The organism is Spiroplasma endosymbiont of Nomada rufipes (genome assembly GCF_964277355.1).
Taxonomy (GTDB): Bacteria; Bacillota_I; Bacilli_A; order Mycoplasmatales; family VBWQ01; genus Spiroplasma_E.
In genome coordinates this window covers 975049-992920 of sequence record NZ_OZ195517.1, presented here as the reverse complement: position 1 = coordinate 992920, position 17872 = coordinate 975049, and the positions used below count along the sequence as shown (strand labels likewise).

Annotated in this window: 29 protein-coding genes; 24 read left to right on the top strand and 5 right to left on the bottom strand. The window is 23.6% G+C overall.

Translation table 4 applies throughout. The features are described 5' to 3' along the window. Window positions 1–87: 87 nt before the first annotated feature. Window positions 88–492 carry a hypothetical protein gene (locus ACICQF_RS05450; protein WP_339038919.1) on the top strand — a complete coding sequence of 135 codons (405 nt, stop codon included), beginning with the start codon at window positions 88–90 and terminating at the stop codon, window positions 490–492. 844 nt (window positions 493–1336) lie between these two features. Here the strand turns inward: ACICQF_RS05450 and ACICQF_RS05445 are convergent. Both ACICQF_RS05445 and ACICQF_RS05440 read right to left on the bottom strand, forming a co-directional pair. Continuing rightward, window positions 1337–1675 (bottom strand): hypothetical protein, encoded by a 339-nt coding sequence (locus tag ACICQF_RS05445; RefSeq protein WP_395473065.1) that lies wholly within the window; start codon window positions 1673–1675, stop codon window positions 1337–1339. Continuing rightward, a complete protein-coding gene (locus ACICQF_RS05440) occupies window positions 1650–1838 on the bottom strand; it encodes a hypothetical protein (RefSeq protein WP_395473064.1) in 189 nt (62 codons plus the stop codon). The genes ACICQF_RS05445 and ACICQF_RS05440 overlap by 26 nt, the downstream gene beginning before the upstream one ends. A gap of 709 nt (window positions 1839–2547) precedes the next feature. On the opposite strand from ACICQF_RS05440, the gene ACICQF_RS05435 reads away from it, so the two are divergent. The 12 genes from ACICQF_RS05435 to ACICQF_RS05380 all read left to right on the top strand — a co-directional run bounded on the left by ACICQF_RS05435 (window position 2548) and on the right by ACICQF_RS05380 (window position 9776). Next, window positions 2548–2703: a hypothetical protein gene (locus tag ACICQF_RS05435; RefSeq protein ID WP_395472771.1), complete on the top strand. Its 156-nt coding sequence runs from the start codon at window positions 2548–2550 to the stop codon at window positions 2701–2703. Then, entirely contained in the window at window positions 2688–2813 is a 126-nt protein-coding gene (locus ACICQF_RS05430; protein WP_395472770.1) for a hypothetical protein, read from the top strand. Before ACICQF_RS05435 ends, ACICQF_RS05430 begins: the two co-directional genes overlap by 16 nt. Before the next feature lie 551 nt (window positions 2814–3364). Next, a complete protein-coding gene (locus tag ACICQF_RS05425; protein ID WP_338957806.1) occupies window positions 3365–3838 on the top strand; it encodes a hypothetical protein in 474 nt (157 codons plus the stop codon). A gap of 250 nt (window positions 3839–4088) precedes the next feature. Beyond that, a complete protein-coding gene (locus ACICQF_RS05420) occupies window positions 4089–4250 on the top strand; it encodes a hypothetical protein (RefSeq protein WP_338957563.1) in 162 nt (53 codons plus the stop codon). Then, entirely contained in the window at window positions 4250–4474 is a 225-nt protein-coding gene (locus ACICQF_RS05415; RefSeq protein ID WP_395473063.1) for a hypothetical protein, read from the top strand. The genes ACICQF_RS05420 and ACICQF_RS05415 overlap by 1 nt, the downstream gene beginning before the upstream one ends. Further along, window positions 4474–4617: a hypothetical protein gene (locus ACICQF_RS05410; RefSeq protein WP_338957559.1), complete on the top strand. Its 144-nt coding sequence runs from the start codon at window positions 4474–4476 to the stop codon at window positions 4615–4617. Before ACICQF_RS05415 ends, ACICQF_RS05410 begins: the two co-directional genes overlap by 1 nt. Further along, window positions 4610–4885 (top strand): hypothetical protein, encoded by a 276-nt coding sequence (locus tag ACICQF_RS05405; RefSeq protein WP_395473062.1) that lies wholly within the window; start codon window positions 4610–4612, stop codon window positions 4883–4885. Before ACICQF_RS05410 ends, ACICQF_RS05405 begins: the two co-directional genes overlap by 8 nt. Window positions 4886–4934: 49 nt before the next feature. Then, complete coding sequence (locus ACICQF_RS05400; protein WP_395473061.1) at window positions 4935–5624, top strand: hypothetical protein; 690 nt, start codon at window positions 4935–4937, stop codon at window positions 5622–5624. Between the two features lie 15 nt (window positions 5625–5639). Next, complete coding sequence (locus ACICQF_RS05395; RefSeq protein ID WP_395473060.1) at window positions 5640–5798, top strand: hypothetical protein; 159 nt, start codon at window positions 5640–5642, stop codon at window positions 5796–5798. A 242-nt stretch (window positions 5799–6040) separates the two neighbouring features. Further along, the gene (locus tag ACICQF_RS05390) at window positions 6041–6355 is read left to right on the top strand and encodes a hypothetical protein (protein WP_395473059.1); all 315 of its coding nucleotides are present in this window, start codon (window positions 6041–6043) and stop codon (window positions 6353–6355) included. Between the two features lie 80 nt (window positions 6356–6435). Further along, entirely contained in the window at window positions 6436–7620 is a 1185-nt protein-coding gene (locus ACICQF_RS05385) for a hypothetical protein (protein ID WP_395473058.1), read from the top strand. A gap of 11 nt (window positions 7621–7631) precedes the next feature. Beyond that, entirely contained in the window at window positions 7632–9776 is a 2145-nt protein-coding gene (locus ACICQF_RS05380) for an IS30 family transposase (RefSeq protein WP_395473057.1), read from the top strand. 487 nt (window positions 9777–10263) lie between these two features. On the opposite strand, the gene ACICQF_RS05375 is transcribed toward ACICQF_RS05380, so the two are convergent. After that, on the bottom strand, window positions 10264–10512 hold the full coding sequence (locus ACICQF_RS05375) for a hypothetical protein (RefSeq protein WP_395473056.1): 249 nt from the start codon (window positions 10510–10512) through the stop codon (window positions 10264–10266). A 326-nt stretch (window positions 10513–10838) separates the two neighbouring features. Here ACICQF_RS05375 and ACICQF_RS05370 point away from each other — a divergent pair, with 326 nt between their 5' ends. The 3 genes from ACICQF_RS05370 (at window position 10839) to ACICQF_RS05360 (ending at window position 12429) form a co-directional block, all read left to right on the top strand. Then, window positions 10839–11501 carry an FMN-dependent NADH-azoreductase gene (locus ACICQF_RS05370; RefSeq protein WP_338956870.1) on the top strand — a complete coding sequence of 221 codons (663 nt, stop codon included), beginning with the start codon at window positions 10839–10841 and terminating at the stop codon, window positions 11499–11501. Window positions 11502–11598: 97 nt separating this feature from the next. Beyond that, on the top strand, window positions 11599–11832 hold the full coding sequence (locus tag ACICQF_RS05365) for a hypothetical protein (protein WP_395473055.1): 234 nt from the start codon (window positions 11599–11601) through the stop codon (window positions 11830–11832). Window positions 11833–11853: 21 nt separating this feature from the next. Beyond that, entirely contained in the window at window positions 11854–12429 is a 576-nt protein-coding gene (locus tag ACICQF_RS05360) for a BspA family leucine-rich repeat surface protein (protein ID WP_395473054.1), read from the top strand. A gap of 23 nt (window positions 12430–12452) precedes the next feature. On the opposite strand, the gene ACICQF_RS05355 is transcribed toward ACICQF_RS05360, so the two are convergent. Continuing rightward, entirely contained in the window at window positions 12453–13718 is a 1266-nt protein-coding gene (locus tag ACICQF_RS05355; RefSeq protein WP_395473053.1) for a rod shape-determining protein, read from the bottom strand. A gap of 297 nt (window positions 13719–14015) precedes the next feature. Here ACICQF_RS05355 and ACICQF_RS05350 point away from each other — a divergent pair, with 297 nt between their 5' ends. Together ACICQF_RS05350 and ACICQF_RS05345 are read left to right on the top strand one after the other, a co-directional pair. Then, the gene (locus ACICQF_RS05350) at window positions 14016–14615 is read left to right on the top strand and encodes a fructose PTS transporter subunit IIA (protein WP_395473052.1); all 600 of its coding nucleotides are present in this window, start codon (window positions 14016–14018) and stop codon (window positions 14613–14615) included. Beyond that, on the top strand, window positions 14585–14779 hold the full coding sequence (locus tag ACICQF_RS05345) for a hypothetical protein (protein ID WP_395473713.1): 195 nt from the start codon (window positions 14585–14587) through the stop codon (window positions 14777–14779). The genes ACICQF_RS05350 and ACICQF_RS05345 overlap by 31 nt, the downstream gene beginning before the upstream one ends. Here the strand turns inward: ACICQF_RS05345 and ACICQF_RS05340 are convergent. Further along, window positions 14700–14864, bottom strand: a complete 165-nt coding sequence (locus ACICQF_RS05340) for a hypothetical protein (RefSeq protein WP_395473051.1) — start codon at window positions 14862–14864, stop codon at window positions 14700–14702. The two genes, ACICQF_RS05345 and ACICQF_RS05340, sit on opposite strands and share 80 nt — an antisense overlap. 61 nt (window positions 14865–14925) lie before the next feature. On the opposite strand from ACICQF_RS05340, the gene ACICQF_RS05335 reads away from it, so the two are divergent. From ACICQF_RS05335 to ACICQF_RS05310, 6 genes are all read left to right on the top strand, one after another. Further along, window positions 14926–15477, top strand: coding sequence for a hypothetical protein (locus ACICQF_RS05335; RefSeq protein WP_395473050.1), 552 nt, complete (start codon window positions 14926–14928; stop codon window positions 15475–15477). 20 nt (window positions 15478–15497) lie between these two features. After that, window positions 15498–15989: a hypothetical protein gene (locus ACICQF_RS05330; protein ID WP_395473049.1), complete on the top strand. Its 492-nt coding sequence runs from the start codon at window positions 15498–15500 to the stop codon at window positions 15987–15989. An 85-nt stretch (window positions 15990–16074) separates the two neighbouring features. Continuing rightward, window positions 16075–16413 (top strand): hypothetical protein, encoded by a 339-nt coding sequence (locus tag ACICQF_RS05325; protein ID WP_395473048.1) that lies wholly within the window; start codon window positions 16075–16077, stop codon window positions 16411–16413. Between the two features lie 145 nt (window positions 16414–16558). Next, window positions 16559–16921: a hypothetical protein gene (locus tag ACICQF_RS05320; protein WP_395473047.1), complete on the top strand. Its 363-nt coding sequence runs from the start codon at window positions 16559–16561 to the stop codon at window positions 16919–16921. Window positions 16922–17070: 149 nt separating this feature from the next. Then, the gene (locus ACICQF_RS05315) at window positions 17071–17328 is read left to right on the top strand and encodes a hypothetical protein (protein WP_338956883.1); all 258 of its coding nucleotides are present in this window, start codon (window positions 17071–17073) and stop codon (window positions 17326–17328) included. Between the two features lie 60 nt (window positions 17329–17388). Then, complete coding sequence (locus ACICQF_RS05310; protein WP_342258150.1) at window positions 17389–17667, top strand: hypothetical protein; 279 nt, start codon at window positions 17389–17391, stop codon at window positions 17665–17667. Window positions 17668–17872 lie beyond the last annotated feature (205 nt).

Sequence of the window (17872 nt, the reverse complement as noted above, 5' to 3'; positions counted from 1 at the left end):
CGTTTATTTTGCATTTAAAAGCATACTTGTAAAAATAATCAAAAATAGTATAATTTATAAGTAAAATCAAGGAAAAAGGAGAAAAAAATGAAAACATTAGAATTGGAATATAATTGAGTTTTTAATTTTTTAAAATCTGCACAAATTAATAATGGTAATGAAGAAGTAATTAAAAATAAAGTTGAACTAGCAAAAACTACAATTAATGATATGAATAATGAAATAACAAAAATTAAAAAACAACCAAAAGTTAAAAATTTTTTTATTACACTTTTTAGTTTTGGGATTATTAACAAAAACAAAGAAAATAAAAAGAAAATTTTTGAAATTAATGAAAAAATAAAAAGATTAAATAAAGAAATTAACATATGAAATTTAATTTTTAAAAAAAGACAAAAAAATACTAATATTCAAAATCTAGTAAATCATATAAATAAAACGCCAAATAATGAACAAAATCATTATTATTCAAATAATCGTACAGTTTTATAAAATTTAAAAAAGGATTAATTTAATATGAAAACATGAATAAAAACAAATTTAAGTAAAATAACATTAGCATTAGCACTAACTGGTGCTACAAATGGAACAATAGGATTAATCATGGGGGGTGCTTACCCATGAAAATAATTTCAAATATTCATATGAAAAACCAGACCATAGTATAGTTTTTGGTAAGTATCAAATTTGAGTTGATAAAACAACTTCATCAGATGTATTTTCACTATATTTTTCATCTGTTAAACAACATAAAGTTGATATAGAATGGGATGGTAAATATCCAAATGGATATTTTGATTGATAATTAAATTTCTAAATTTATATAAGAGATATTTTCATTATATTTATCGAATAAATTAATATCTTTTAAATCAATTTCTTGTTTATCAGTTATTAAAATTAAATCATAATTGCCAGCACCAAATATACCGCTAATTTCAATCCGATTTAAGTTATTAATCGGATTTTCAATTTGTAATTCAAATTCAATATTATTATCAATTTGTGAAATTTCTTTATAAAATTCTAATTTAGAAAATAATTGAGATTTATTTGAACCATATAAATTTAAAACATTTTCAATTTTAATTTTATTAATAATTACTCTTGTAAAATATTTTCCATATTCTCCATTTCCTAATGTTCAATCAGCAGGAATTAATGACGGAATATTATTACTTTCTAATTCATTGGTAATAGATAATCAATTAAATTGATTATCATCTAGTTTAAATAATTCATTTTGACTAATATCATTATTTTTTAAATTAATATTATTAATATCTGTAAAATCAAAATATTTAGATTTTAATATTACCTTTACATCTTTAAATTCTTAAACTTTACCAGTATCTGTATGTATAGGATTTGATTTTAATTCAAAATAATAAGGTAATAAAATTTTATTATCGTCATTTAATCCTTTATTAATTGACATATTTGAATAGATATTATTTGATAACATAATAATTAATTGTTTAAATATTTGAACTTGTGGTAAATTTATATAATTTGGATAATCTAATTTTCATTCTTTAAATAAATTAGTAATAACATCATCAGGCTTTTGACCTTCAAATTTTTGTTTTAATTTAGCAATATCATTTTTAGGATTTCCGTTTTCATATACAGCACCATCAAAATTTCTGTTATAAGTATATGTATAAGTTAACATATCTAATAATACTTTTTTGTAAACTATCAATTGGTGGTTTATCATTTACTTCAATTTCAATTGAATTAAAGTTCTGTGATAACTCAATAGCAATATATTTACTAGGATATGGTGGGGTTGGTTCTCTATGACTATATAATATATATTGTTCATTCTTTTTCATTTCAAAATCAGCTAATTTTGGGAGCGTACCGAAGATGTCGATAAATAAAAAGTTTTAAAAATAACTCCTTTCTTTTTTAAACCCTTAAATTAAAAATAAATGACAAAAGACGAGAATAAAATTCTTGTCTTTTTTTGTAATTGTAAAATTTTAAAATTTTTAATAACCGTCTTTAGCACTATTATCAACACGTGTTAGGGAACTAAAAAAGTGAACTACAACATAGTTGTTAAAAATAGTAGCTAGCATGTGGACTTGCATGAATAAATAAAAAGTGGAGTGATACCTAATAAAATATACTAACCAGAAATGGTAATTCTTGGGGTGGGAGCGAATTGGAAACTAGTATATATAGACCCGGAGTGGGGACCAACTATTATTATTTATTTAACCAACCTTGCCACTACCAAGTGAGCAAGTGTTGGTTTTATTTTTTATTTTTTTTAAAAAATTTTTGGGCGAGAAAATAAATTTCAAACTTGTAAAAAAAATTGAGCGGGACCGGTTCAATTAAAATATTAATTTGCTAAACGCAAATTAAATAAATATTGAATCGAATGCCTCAATGTTTTTTAAAATTTCACAATTTATTTTTGAGCCCAGAATTGCTGGAATGAATAAAACGAATAGTGGGATTATTAATAATCTAAAAATCAAAATATATGTTCTTTATGCTAGAAGCAACAGAACATATTAGGAAAGGATTATTATGCAAATAGAATTTAAAAAAGAACAAATTGTAAAAGATAAACCACAATCTATTCTTATTGATTATGGTGAATATAAATTACAATGTCCAAAATGAATGGTTAAAAATAATACTTTTATTGCTGATGATAAATATACATATTGAGTTTTAATTTAGAAAATATTAAAAGAGAATTAAGTGGTAATGAATTAATAAAATTATTAGAACCATATATTAAAGACCAAAAAATAACTGTTAATAAAGCAACTGCTCCAAAAGAATATTAACTTAATGATGTAAAACTTGAACAACTAACATTTTATGAACAGCATAATAGTTGATTTATTGGTGAAATAACAGATAACAAAAATAAAATTACTAATCCTTGTTTTAAATATAACATTACGTGAGAAGAGAACAGAAAAGGTTTTAAAATAAATAATCCATATAAACATGATGATTTACCAACTAATTATATAATTACTTCCTATAAAGAAATTTCAACTCATAATGAAAAAGTATTTTTGTTGAACATGTAAACAAAATAAATTATATTATTTATTCTTTAATACTAATGATATAAAAACAAAAAAATATTTTTTAAGAGATAAAAATGGTAAAGCAATTTGTTATGACTGTATTTTAAATATTAGGTTAAGTAGGAGGTATAAATATGAATAAAAAAAATACTTGAATATCTTAAAGATGAATGAGAATGAAATAAAGAAATGAGAGACGATGAAAAAGTAACTAAACTTTGAAAAAGTTGTTTTAATGGAAGATTAAATCTTATATCTCAATTAAATCAAAAAATTAAAAATGGTGAATTTGATTAATAATGCAATATGACTTAATTATTGGGATTGACCCCGCTGGTATTGGTAATAATGGAATTGTTATATATTCAAATGAAACTAATAATATTGTTTTTAATGAAACATTTAATACATTAACTGTTTTATGAACTAAAAATATGTATAAAGAAAAATTTCAATTAATTAAAGAAAAATTTATTGATAAAAAAATATTAGTTATTGTAGAAAATTTCTTTTTAAGTTCAAAACAATTATTAACTAATCCATTAGCAACACCTAAAATTATTGGTGCATTAATGGTATTAGTAGAAGATATTATGAACTGAGATTATTTAGAAAATCATCCTAAAAATAAAACTAAAATAGAAAATTATAAAGGAAATATAAAATTAACAAAACATGAACAAGATGCTTATAAGCATATTCAATATTATTTAAGGAATTATAAAAACGAAAGAGAAAGCAAATTATGTCAAATTAACAGTAAAACTAAGTAACACTATTGAAGCAAAATATTACGAAAAAGGTAATAAAGAATTATATTATAGTGTTCGTGGTCAATGAAATGGTTTAAACTATGTTACTTTAATTTTTAATAACCCAAAACTTTATAGACGCTGTATTTTATTAAACAAAAACGATGAAATTATTGTAACTGGTCAAATTTTTAATACTTTAAACATTCCTAAAAATCGTGTATTTTGTTCAATTAATGTTAAATGATTTAAAAAATGAAAAGAGTAAAAAATGATATGATGAGAAATTTTATTAATAGCACCAATATTAATAACAAGTATAACACTAATAATATTTTTAATATTTATTATTAAAGAATTAAAAAATGAATATAAAGTATTAAAAATATTAAGTGAAATTGCTAATCAAATTGAAAATAAGGAGAATAAATAATGAAATGTTTTCTTTGCATGCATGGAGAAATATATTCTCCAAAAAACTTGTATAAAATAAAAAAATTGAAAAAAATAATTTACCAAGATAGAGATATTGATAGTGAATATTTTAAGAAAAGATATGAATATCTTTTAAAAAAATTAGGTGATGGTGATAATCAAATTATTTGAATAAATTTATTAATAAAGCAAGAAAGAAATAATAGAAAGGAGAATAAATAATGAATAAAGAAAAATTACTTAAATATATGAAAGATATAATTAAATGAACTAAAAAAATTAATTATACAAACTCTGATTTGGACAAAAATATTTTAAATTTATTAATTGAAAAAATAGAAAAAGGTGAATTTGATAATGATTAAATTAAAAGATTTATTTGGTCAAGATAAAATAGAAATATTTTCACCAAATCCCAAAGATTTAACAGATAGTAATGATATAAAAGCAATTATTTTATGAAAATATCCTAATGTTATTGCTGAATATTTAGTTGTTTCTCAACCACATGCAAATACTGCTATTTTAGTTGGTGATAACGTTCACTATACAGGTTGAGTTGAAGTGTTTATTAAATCAAAAAATGAAGGAGTAAATGAAAATGCCAAATGACACGAATGTACAATAAAATAACTATACTTTATTAAAAATAATAAGAATTGGAATAAGTCCATTATCAGCAATGATTGGTACAAGTGCTTATTATGGTCAAGTAATTGCAAATCCAGTATTAGGAAGTATTAATGCTTTATTATTTAGTAAAAAGTTAGGAATTGATATATGAAACTTAAATCAAATGCCAAGTACTAAAAAGAAAATATTAAATTCAAGTAAAAAAATATTATTAGGTTTAGGAACTATTGGTTTAATTAATTATGCAAAATTTACAAAAATCAATCCTAATCCTGAACCACCACCTTGATTAACAACTACTACCACAGAAACACCACCATGACCATTATTATTAACTAATGATAATAAACAACAAATGGATTGAGATACATATATTAGTTTAAGTACTTATGGTATATCAAATCTAATTGGTGGGTTAAGTGAATTAATACCTAATAGATTTGAAGTAATAAGAAAAATATGTAATATGGCAACTAGTGTATGTCTAATTTCAAGTGGTGTAGCTATGGGTATAAATAATGATTTTAATAATGCTTATGCAGTACCAACAATAGTTGCTGGTGCAAGTGAAATTATACATAATTTATTACCTATGGAAACTAAAAATCATAATCAAGAAATGCAAGAAACATCATTTACAAATGAAACAAGAAGATTAATTAATAGTGATGCTATTAGTAATAATAGTGGAAGTAGTGATGTTTTATATGAAAGACCAACTACATATGATAGTTTATAAAGGAGATGATAACTAATGAATAAAGAAAAATTGATTGAATATTATAACAATGAAATTAAGACATATAAAGAAAGAATGGAACAATTAAATAAAGAAATATCTTTATTAGTAACTATTATAAGTAATTCAAAATCAATGATTGAAAGAATTAATAATGGTCAATTTGACGAATAATTAAAAATAAATAATTGAAAGGAAATAATTGAAAATGAAAGAATTTTTACATGAATTAATTATTATTGGAACAAGTGTAGGAACATTAATTTGTAGATAATTAATTGTTTGATTTAAAAGATTTATTACAACTCCAAAACATATTAGAAGAAATAATAAAGTGATGAAACATCAAAAAAAATTAGCAAAACTTAATGAAAAAATTAATGGAAAAGAAAATAAATAATAAAGGTGTAATTTAAATGTTAGAAAATGAAACTAATGTTGAACAAAATACTGAACCTTTAACTGAAAATAATAATTTACAACAAGAGCAAGAAATTAAGATTGTTGAATTAGAAAATAAGTTAAATAAACTTAATCAAGAAATTAAAGAAAAAGAAATAATTAATATATTTAAAAAATATCAAGTTAAAAAAGAATTTTATGAATTTTTAAAATTTAAAACAAGTAATATAGAAAATTCAAAAATTGAAGAAACTATTAAAAAATGATTAAAGAACAACCACTATTTAAAGAACCAATTAATACAGGTGGTAAACAAGAAACAATATTAACAAATCAAGAAACTTCAATAAAAAGTAGTTTATTAGATTATAAAAAGAAAAATAATTTATAAAAGAAAGGAAAATTTAAAATGCCAAATCCAGTGCCATTTAAACAAAATTTAGATAATACTACAAAATTAGTAGAAACACCTGAATTTATAGAATTTTATAAACAATCAAATAGTCCATGAGCAAGTTTTTTTCCAATTGAAATGGTTAATTCTACAAAAATTGAATTTATAGTTAAAAAACCAAAAGACCCAACATTCAAAATACTTCATTGAAATGATAAAAGTAAAGGATTAGAAGTTGGTTATGTTGATACTGATAAAATTATTAAAGAAATTACAAAAGAAGCTAGTACAGGAGAAATGATTGGTGAAGTTGATTTATTTGCAGATAATGGGCAAAATTTACTAGAAAGTATGCAATATGAAGTTGCTAATGATTTAGCAGATTATTTAACAAATAATGATACAAATACAATTGCTAAATCTGCCAAAAAAGTAATCATTACTGATACAACACCAGTAGGATATTTAAAATCAATGTTATCAGCATGAAATACTTTATTTCAATTAAGAAATAGTAATAATTGTAAATTTTTTATAACAAATAGTCTTTATGATACTTTAGTTTATTTAGCAGATAATAAAGGTTTAATTACTGATAATCAACTAGCACAACAATTAAGATTAAATGGAACAAATTTATATATTAAAGGTGTATTATGTCAAATTGTTATGGATGATTATATGACATTTAAAAATACTGAAAATAAAAATCAAATTATGAATTTTGTTTTAGCAACACCAAAAGCAATGAAAAGATATATGTTACAACAAACTAGTATATATGTTGAAGATATTAAAGATGGTAAAGTTCCAAAAAGATATTTAGTTGGTGGACAAGTAACAGGAGAATCTATTCCTTATATGTCAAACTCAGAAACAGAATCAAGATGAATGTTATGTGGTATTGTTAATAAAAAATATTTAAGTGAAGAAATTACAACATTAACAACTAATATTACTGCTGATACTACTAAAAAGAATAAATTATTAGATACAACAATTAAAAATACAACTGAACTAAATAATTTAAATCCAAATTTAACAACTCCAATTATTAATTATTTTAGTGATGCCCAAGGTCAAGTTGATGTAAGTAATCAAAACCAAAAAGCAGGAGATTTATATGTAGTAATCACTACTAATGACACTGATAAAAATTATCAAGGTTCAACAAATCCTATAAAAATAACTCTTAAATAAGGATAATTATTATGCCAATTGGTACAACTAGTACAGCAATACTTTTAAACATAAATAAACCAAAACATAATATAACAAGTCAACAACAAGAACATAAAAGTTGATGATGAGAAATTTTAGAAATGATTGGTGTACAAGTAATAGCAGTAGCACTTGCTCCTTTTACTGGTGGATTAAGTGAAAGTTTAGCACTTAGTTTAGGTGCAAGTGATTTACTTGCTAGTATTAGTGCTGTTGGTGTAGAGTTTTTAACTGATTTTACTATTAATCAAATTTATGATTATTTAAAAGGAAATGTTACACCATTAAATGCTTTTTTTAATATATTACCTGCATTTGCTGGACTTAATAGAATTAGTCGTGGTTATCGTACAACTAAATTTATTAGTTTAGCAGAAAAAACTAAAACATTAGAACAAATTGGTATTAAAAAAGCAAAAAATTTACAAGAAATCATTAGTCAAGTAAGTGAAAAACAATTTTTAACAGATAAAATTATTGGAAATAAACGTTATTTATTTAATTATAACCATGCTCCAAATCGCGAAACAATAATACAAAATTTAGGTTTTGTTGCTGAAAGACAATATAAAAATAATTTTGCAAAATTAGAAGTACAAGAATTAAAAAATTATTTATTATTACAAAATGAATTAATAAAGTTAAGTCCACAGTTAACTCCTAAATTTAAAATTAAAGATATTGATAAAGCAAACAATTTTTTACAAAAATATAATACTGATTTAAAAGAAGTATTAAAAATGAACCAACATGACTGATTAAATTTAGTTCATACAATACATGCAGAAAATAGATATGGAAAATATTTAATTTTAGATTTACAAAAAATTCGTGCTAATGCAATTAAATTTAATTTTAAAAATAGTTCAATTCATAAATTAGTATTAAAAGCAAATCAAACTTTTAAATATTTTGATATTAAATTTTATTTTAAAAAAGGTTTAAATAAATTTTGAAAAGATACTTCATATTTTGAAAAAATAAGAATAAATATTTATAAATTGCAAGAGAAATTCGAAAAATTAGAAAAACAAGCATTTGAAAAAATTAATAAATTAAAAGAAAAAACAATTGATTTATTTACAAGTTCTGAAAAGAAAGCAATTAAACATGCACAATTAATTCCATTAAATTCACCAGTATTTATGGCTTGTAAAATTCAACCTTTATCATTAGATAAATGTGGAATTACTATTTATCATCGTAATCCTAAATATAAACCAATTGTAGTTATTGATAGTATTATCAAAGCAGAAACTTTTGTTATTCAAATACATCCATTTCATTGATATAGTATTATTCGAGAAATTAATAGAAATAAAGATAATAATCATTATTTTTCATTAATTGCACAAAATAAAGCTGAAAATCGAAAACAATCACATATTAGTTTTCATAAGTTTAAAAATAAGAATTTAGTAAAATATGTACAACAAAAATTACTATTAGGTTGATCACCTGAACAAATTTATGGCAGAATTAAAAATTTTCATAAAGAGTGAGTTATTAGTTTTAAAACAATTTATAGTTGAATTTATTTTGGAATGCTTGATAAAGTTACTAGTAAAAATTTAAGAAGAAAAGGTAAAAAACGAAAATCTAAAGAAAATCGTGGCAAGTTTAATGGTAAATCAATTAAAGAACGAGATATAAATGTTAATGATCGTATAAAACTTGGTCATTGAGAAGGATATACTATAGTATCATCACGAGGTAAAAGCAAATCATGTTTAATAACTTTAGTTGAAAGAGTATCACGATTTACTTTAGCAATATTAGTTAAAAACAGAACTACTAAAGTTATTAATAAAAATGTCAGTTATTATTTATCAATTCTTCCTAAAAACATTGTTAAAACTATTACTTTTGATCGTGGCAAAGAATTTTCAAATTGACAACAACTTGAAAAAAATTTAGATGTAAAAATTTATTTTGCCAATCCATATTCACCTTGACAAAGAGGTACTAATGAAAATACTAATGGTTTAATTAGAGAAAAATTTCCTAAAAAATTTATTTTTTCAAAAACTAATAAAAATGAAGTTCATAAATTTATATTGTCTTTAAATCAAAGACCGAGAAAAATATTAAATTATCTTTCACCAATCGAATATTTGGATAGAAAAATAATTTAGTTGCACTTACCTTTACAATTTAGCATTGAACCGGTCCCGCTCAATTTTTTTTACAAGTTTGAAATTTATTTTCTCGCCCAAAAATTTTTTAAAAAAAATAAAAAATAAAACCAACACTTGCTCACTTGGTAGTGGCAAGGTTGGTTAAATAAATAATAATAGTTGGTCCCCACTCCGGGTCTATATATACTAGTTTCCAATTCGCTCCCACCCCAAGAATTACCATTTCTGGTTAGTATATTTTATTAGGTATCACTCCACTTTTTATTTATCAATGCAAGTCCACATGCTAGCTACTATTTTTAACAACTATGTTGTAGTTCACTTTTTTAGTTCCCTAACACGTGTTGATAATAGTGCTAAAGACGGTTATTAAAAATTTTAAAATTTTACAATTACAAAAAAAGACAAGAATTTTATTCTCGTCTTTTGTCATTTATTTTTAATTTAAGGGTTTAAAAAAGAAAGGAGTTATTTTTAAAACTTTTTATTTATCGACATCTTCGGTACGCTCCCAATTTATCTTTTTGTTTTTATTAAATTTTCTTTGAATTTTATTTCTGTATTTTCTAATATTTTCTAATTCTAAAAAATATTTTTGTTGTTTATATAAATCATTATTGATACTTGCAATTGCATTAGTTATTTCAGAAATTTTAAATTTGTAATTAATTAAAGTACTAATTTTTAAATTTCTATTCATCAATTCAAGTAATTTTTGTCTTCTTTCATTCATATTTTTGCCTCTTTCTATATTTTTGATAGTCTAATCTCAAATTTCTTAATAATTATAATTTGTGTACAAATACTAAAATTTCTATAATAACTACTTATATCTATTTTTTAGAATTAATATCTATTTAATTTAAAATTTTTCTATAAACTTTTTTAAAAGTTTTACACACTTTAATGATAACACTTTATAGAAATTGATAAAATTATAATAAATATTTCATTTTTTTATAAAACTATATTTTTATTTATTATTTTTTAAAAAATAATAAATAAAAACTGATAAAATCAAATTATAAAGTTATTTTAGATATTTCGGAGGCAAAAATAATGGCAAATAAAATATTAGTAATTCGTTCTTCTATGATTAAAAAAGAACTATCTTATTCTGAAAGTTTAGTATCTCGTTTTGTTAAATATTATCGTGAATTTCATCCAGAAGATTCAATAATTGAATTAGATTTAAATCAAATACCAATGGCAAGTATTACTATTACGCAAAAAAACTTTACTTCATATTTTAATGAAAAAGATTCTGATTATTATATTAATCAACTAAAAAATGTTAATAAAGTTATATATACAACACCAATGACAAATTTTAATGTTACTAGCATGACAAAAAATTATTTAGATCACATCTTAGTTGCTGGTAAAACTTTTGATTATAAATATACCAAACAAGGTGAAGCTAGAGGATTATTACCACATTTAAAAGTTCAAATTTTGGCGACACAAGGAGCACCATATGGCTGATATTTATGAGGTAATCATGCAACTTATTTAAAAGGGACATGAGAATTTGTAGGTGCTAAAGTAGTAGAACCAATTCTTATTTGTGGTACTAAGGTTCAAGAACTTCATCAAAATGATGCTAATTTACTTATTGGTTCTAAAATATTAGCAAAAGGTGGAGGTTTGTCAGCATTAGGGCCAGAAAAAACGATGGATAAATTTGAACAGTATATTAAAGAAGCAGCAAAAAAGTTTTAACTTTAAAAAATATAATTTTTGTGAATTTGTCTTCAAAAAGTAGTAAAGTAAAATTGACTTCTTAAATAAAGTCAAAATAAAATAGAAGGATGGAAAAATGAAAAAAATATTAACAGCATTAAGTGTTTTAACATTTGCATCAACTATAGGAAGTTTAACTGTAACTGTCTTAAACACAAGTTCACAAAAAAATGATGTTTTAAATAATAAAACTCAACAAGACACTATTTACATTGATGAAAATGGCAAAAAAGTAATAACTAATAAGCATAATCTATCAGATATAAAAACTACCAAAATTACTCAAATTGGATTTTATAAAAATGATTAGGGAGAAATTCAAGTTGTTAATATGCCAAGAACAATTAAAGAAGTTCCAGAACAATTACCACCAGAAATAACTTCTTTGAGTTATATGTTTACTCATACAACATCATTTAATCAATATTTATCAAAATGAAATGTATCTAATGTAACAAATATGAGTTGAATGTTTTCCGCTGCAAATGCATTTAATCAAAATTTATCATCTTGAGATACTTCAAATGTAACAAATATGAGTTATATGTTTGCTGATGCGACATCATTTAATCAAGATTTGTCAAAATGAGATGTATCTAATGTAACAAATATGAACAATATGTTTAGTAATGCATGAGTATTTAATCAAGATTTATCAAAGTGAAATACATCAAACGTAATAGATATGAGTTGAATGTTTTGCAGTACTTTAAAGTTTAACGGTAATATTTCAACTTGGGATACTTCAAATGTTACGAATATGAATTTAATGTTTGCTCATGCTTTAAAATTTAATCAAAATTTATCAAAGTGAAATGTATCAAATGTTATGAAATACGAAAGTTTTTCTTTTGATTCAGGACTTCATAACTCAAAAAAATTACCAAAGTTTAAAAAAAATTTTTAATAATTTAAGATTTTTATAGTTTTTTATCCTAAATCTTCGTCCTTTATTAGAATTTCACGATTAGGATTTTGTTCAATTATTAATTGTTTGTAAATTGTATCACGATATTTTACACAACCATCAATAACATTATCTAAAGGATTTAGAGCAGTCCGCACTTCAAAAAGATCTCCTTCATATTTTTGACGCATTGGTTTTGTACCTTTTTCAGTTTTAACTTCAATATAATATTCTTTAGCTAATTCTTCTTGAATAAATTTATCAACTTTTTTAATATAAGCTCCACCACCACAAATTGTGATTCCCTTACCTTTTTTCTTTAAATCACTAATACTTCCAGCAGCCTTGTCACCAGCAGTTCTTAGTACTCTGCGAATGGCTGGAATAATATGTTCTTTGAATTGAACTTGCATAACATTTTCACGAATTTCTTCTGGTGTAATTTCAATAGTTTTAGAAATTGACATTGTTTCTCCTGGTTGAGAATTTAATCTAGGTAATGAAAAGCCCGAAATTGTGTATGGTTTTTCATCTTGATATTTCATAAGTGAGCCAATATTTTTAATAACATCTTCAGCTTCTTTTATTCCAACTTTTAAGGCATGTTTTTTTATAATATATTCTTGAACTTTTTGTATTAAATAGTCACCAGCACAATGTGTTGTATATGAATATAATATTGAATTATTACTAATAATAGCAACATCAGTACTGCCACCACCAATATCAATACACATAATTGCACTTCCAAAAATATCTTGCCCTGAACCTAAGGCTGCCATTTTTACTTCTTCTTGTACAAATCCACGGAGTGCTCCTAAACGATATACAATATTTTCTAAAGCTTCTTTTTGTGCTGAATTAATTTCACTTGGTGTTGCCATCAACACAATCAAATTACGATTTTTATCTAATTTTTCATGTTTTTTTATAGAATTGTTATTAATTTCTTTTAAATTTTTAATTTCAAGTCTGAAATCTTGAAAAATTTTAGTAAGAATACGTTGTAAAGCATCTGGATCAGCAATATTACCATCACGAACTGGACGTTTAATAATAACGTTTTCATTTGTTTTGTCAGTTAAAGCCTTAGCCTCTTCACCGTAAAGAATTCTATTTTTTTCATAGTCTTCAGCTAAATAGGTTGGAGCATCATATCTAAGACCTATATTAATATATCTAGCTTTAAAGTTTTCTGTTCCGATATCTAAAGCTAATCATTGATAATCAGTTATTGATTTAAGTTTGTTATTTTTCTGATTTAAATTTTCTTTTCTTGTTTTAAACATTTCTCTAATTTTCCCTTTCTTTAAATACTTAAATTTTATCTAAATTAATTTTACATTATTTTATAAATAAGTTATTTATATTAATTTATAAGGAAATATGGGATTAATGTTGATAATTTTTATTTATTATATTTTGTTTAAAAAACAGCAAAAACTTTGAAGTATGTAATATATCTAATTTTATAAATATTAAATTTAATTGAATAAATAGTTAAAAATATATTTTAATTATCTGAAAAAATCTCTGGTTTTTATTAAAAAAAGGAGATAAAATAATCATTAGAAAGGAAGGTAAAATTGAAAATAACTAATGATTTATTAAACAACTCACATATTATTTTTGAATCTAATATTAAAAATCAAATAGAAGCACTAACTAAAATTACTGATTTGGCATTTTCATTAGGTTATATTACTAATCGTGATGAATTACTAAAAGCATTTCTTGCTCGTGAACAAGAATCATCAACAGGTTTTGAAGGTGGAATTGCAATTCCACACGCTAGAATTAAATCAATTAAAAAACCTGCAATTCTAATATTATGTAATAATAATGGTGTTGACTGAAAAGCAATATATGGACAATTAACAACTTTTATTATTGCTTTAATAATTCCTGAAACACAAGCAGAAAATTTACATTTAGATATTTTAAGTACACTTGCAATTAAACTTGTAAATGAAGATTTTCGTAAAAAATTAAAAAATGCAAAAAATTCACAAGAAATAATATCGCTTATTAATGATGAAACAGTTAAAAATAGTACTAAAAAAGAAATAAAAACAATGAAAAATAAGGAAACAAAAAAAATTATTGGAGTTTCTTCTTGTACAACTGGAGTAGTTCATACTTACATGTGTAAAGAATTATTAGAAACCGCAGGAAAAGAAAACTAGGCTATCAAGTACATATTGAATGTCAAGGTAAAAAAGGACCAGAATATGTACTAACAGAACAAGAAATTAAAGAAGCGGATGTCGTTATTTTAGCAACAGATGTTGCAATTGACTTAGAACGTTTATTGGTAAAAAAACATATACTTGTGGTACAAAACCAGTAGTTAAAGATGCTAAACAAACTATTAAAGAAAGTTTAACAAAAGCAAAAATATACGCTGAACCTAATGGTAATAGTGGTGATTTCATTTTAAATGCTTCGAAAGGTAAACCAGCAATTTTAAAACATTTATTAAGTGGAGTATCATATATGATACCATTTGTTGTTTTTGCTGGTTTAATTTTTGCTATTGTTGGTGGTATCGCAAAAGGTACTTTTGGTAATGGATTTGAATTTAAAAATTCATGAGAAGAACAACTTGTTTGATTAAAAACAAATCCACCAGGAGTTAATTCTGGATTAATTGGTGGTACAACGCTAATGCATGTATTAATGATTATTACATTTTTATTAGTATCACCTGGTACGGGAATGTGATTTTGATGAGGAGTATTTAATCTTACTGCTAGTTCTAAAATTGATGCAAGTCAACCTTTTCAGGGTAACGCTAATGTTTCATGAACATTATTTGGTGCTCTTTATGGAGGACTAATGGCTGGTTATTTAGTTAGATTTGTAAATTCATGAAAAGTACCAAAATGATTATTACCAATTATGCCAATTATTATTATTCCTGTTTTTTGTACAGCAATTATTGCAATTCCAACCGCTTTCTTTTTAGCAGCACCGTTTGGATATGTAATGGGTGCATTGTATTATGGTTTAAGTTGAATGGGGTTACATCCAAATATAGGGTTTTAGTTGGATTATTATTAGGAGCAATGGTTGGATTTGATATGGGTGGTCCAATTAATAAAACAGCTGTTCTTGTTGCAACATCATTAATGGTACAAGATGGTGGTCGATTAATGGGACCAGTAGCAGCAGCGATTCCGATTGCACCATTGGGTTGTGCATTAACATCAACAGTATTTAGTCGTAAATTATTTACAAAACAAGAACAATCATTAGGGTGAAATGCCTGATTATTAGGGTTTATGGGAATTTCTGAATTTGCTATTCCATTTGCAGTGAGAGATACATGAATAACAATAGTTGCTAATTTTATTGGTAGTGCTGTTGCGGGTGCTTTAGCATTTGGTTTTGGTGTACTTGGTCATGTTGGGGCTTGAGGTTCTTTTATTATTGCTTTATTTGGTGGTGTTACTAATATTGATGGTAGTTATATTGGTATTTTATGATATGCAGTAGCTATTATTATTGGTACGGTAGTACAATCTATTATTTATACTTCACTTTTATTGCAAAAGTAAGGATTATATAGATCTTCAATTTTAACTTTATTAAATAAAATTGGAATTAAAACTAAAAATAAAAAAAAGAAAATAATATTAATATATGAATAATAAAAAAAATTGATGATTTGAAAATCAATATAGTCGAAGTTCAATAACTATTGATGATAAAAAAATAACTATTTATCATAAAGAATTAACAACTTTTAGTTTAAAAAAACAAACTAAAAATATTATTATGATTAATAATATTAATTATTTAGTTCTTAGAAAGCCAACTTTTTGACAGTGTGGGTACCTTTATTTTGTTTTAAAAAATGAAATTGAAAAAACTAATAATCAAGAAATTTTATTATCTAATTTATGTATAGCCTTCAAACGAAAAAATGAATTTAAAGAAGCAGAAGAAATTAAGAGTATTATTGATAATTTAACTATTTAAACTAAAAAAAGCTTTTAATTGACACATTAAAAAAAATAAATTACAATTCTAATTATAATTTAATAGATGTCCAATCCTAATATAGATATTTCTCTATATTAGGATTTTTATTAAATTAAAATATTTGAAAGGAAGATTAAAAGATATGCCTAAAAATATACAAAATATACAAATGACAGAAAAAGAATATAAAAATTTTAAAAATTATAAAAAACAAAAAGCAATTCAAGAAGAAATGATATTAAAAACAAAAAGTACAGCAAAAAAAGCGGGGAAAATTGCTATTAATCATGCGCTAACAATAGGTGGTACGTTGGGGTTTTTAGCGGGTGGATTTGGTGCAGGACTTACTGATAATAATTATAATACTATTTTTGATATACCTGTTGCAATTTCTTCAGGTGTTGGTGGTGCAATAATTGGATCTGTTGTAAAACAAAATTACAAAGCTAATATTGCTGAAAAAAAAGCAAAACGACAAGAAAAATTACAATACATGCTATTATAAAATATAAATAATTCATCAGATTCAGAATCCGAAGAAGAATCAGAACAAGAATTTGAACAAAACAAAGAAAATAGTTTGTATACTGATTTTGAAAAAAAATAACATTAAAAGAAGAAGCAATAAAAAAGAGAGAACTTTTATTACGAAACATGAAATTAGATGCAAAATTTCAAAAGCAAGAACAACAATTAAAAGAATTGAGTATTCAAAATAATTCAGTCGATGATATTCTTACAAAAGAATTAGCAAACACATTATCTACTGTTCCTATGACTTTTGCTACTTTAAATAAGGGTAATCCTATTTCTCAAGATGTAATAAATGCTGCTAATTTAATGTCTATAAGTCCATCTTCAAAACCTGTTGCTGATAAACAAGAAAACCAAAAACCTCTTATTTCTATGTAATATCATATACATTAATGAAACAAATAATAAAATCAGATATAGTTTAAAGGAGGATTACTTATGCATTTTGATCCTATCGAAGACTTGTTTAATGATTTAGGTTCACAGTTTCAGTCTTTTGGAAATGATACTGAAACTTTATTTAATAATTTTGGTGATAATATAAGTTCAGAATTTGAAGTATTTACAAAAGATTTAAATACTAATTTTCAATCTTTTAGCAATGATGCAAGTAATGTCTTTAATGATCTAGGTAAGGAGTTTCAATCTCTGGGTAATGAGATTAGTGAAGGTTTTCAAATTGTTAGTAATGATGTAGAATTTTTTTTAATGATCTAGGTAAGGAGTTTCAATCTCTGAGTAATGAAATTAGTGAAGGTTTTCAAACATTTGTTCATAATTTTGAAACTGCCTTTAAAGATTTTGGTAATAATATAAAAACTTTTTTTAATAATATTGGTAATAATATTGAATCATTTTATAACGGTATTACTTCATTTTTTTTAGGAATTGAAAATTTAATTAAAATTATGCCCTATGCAAT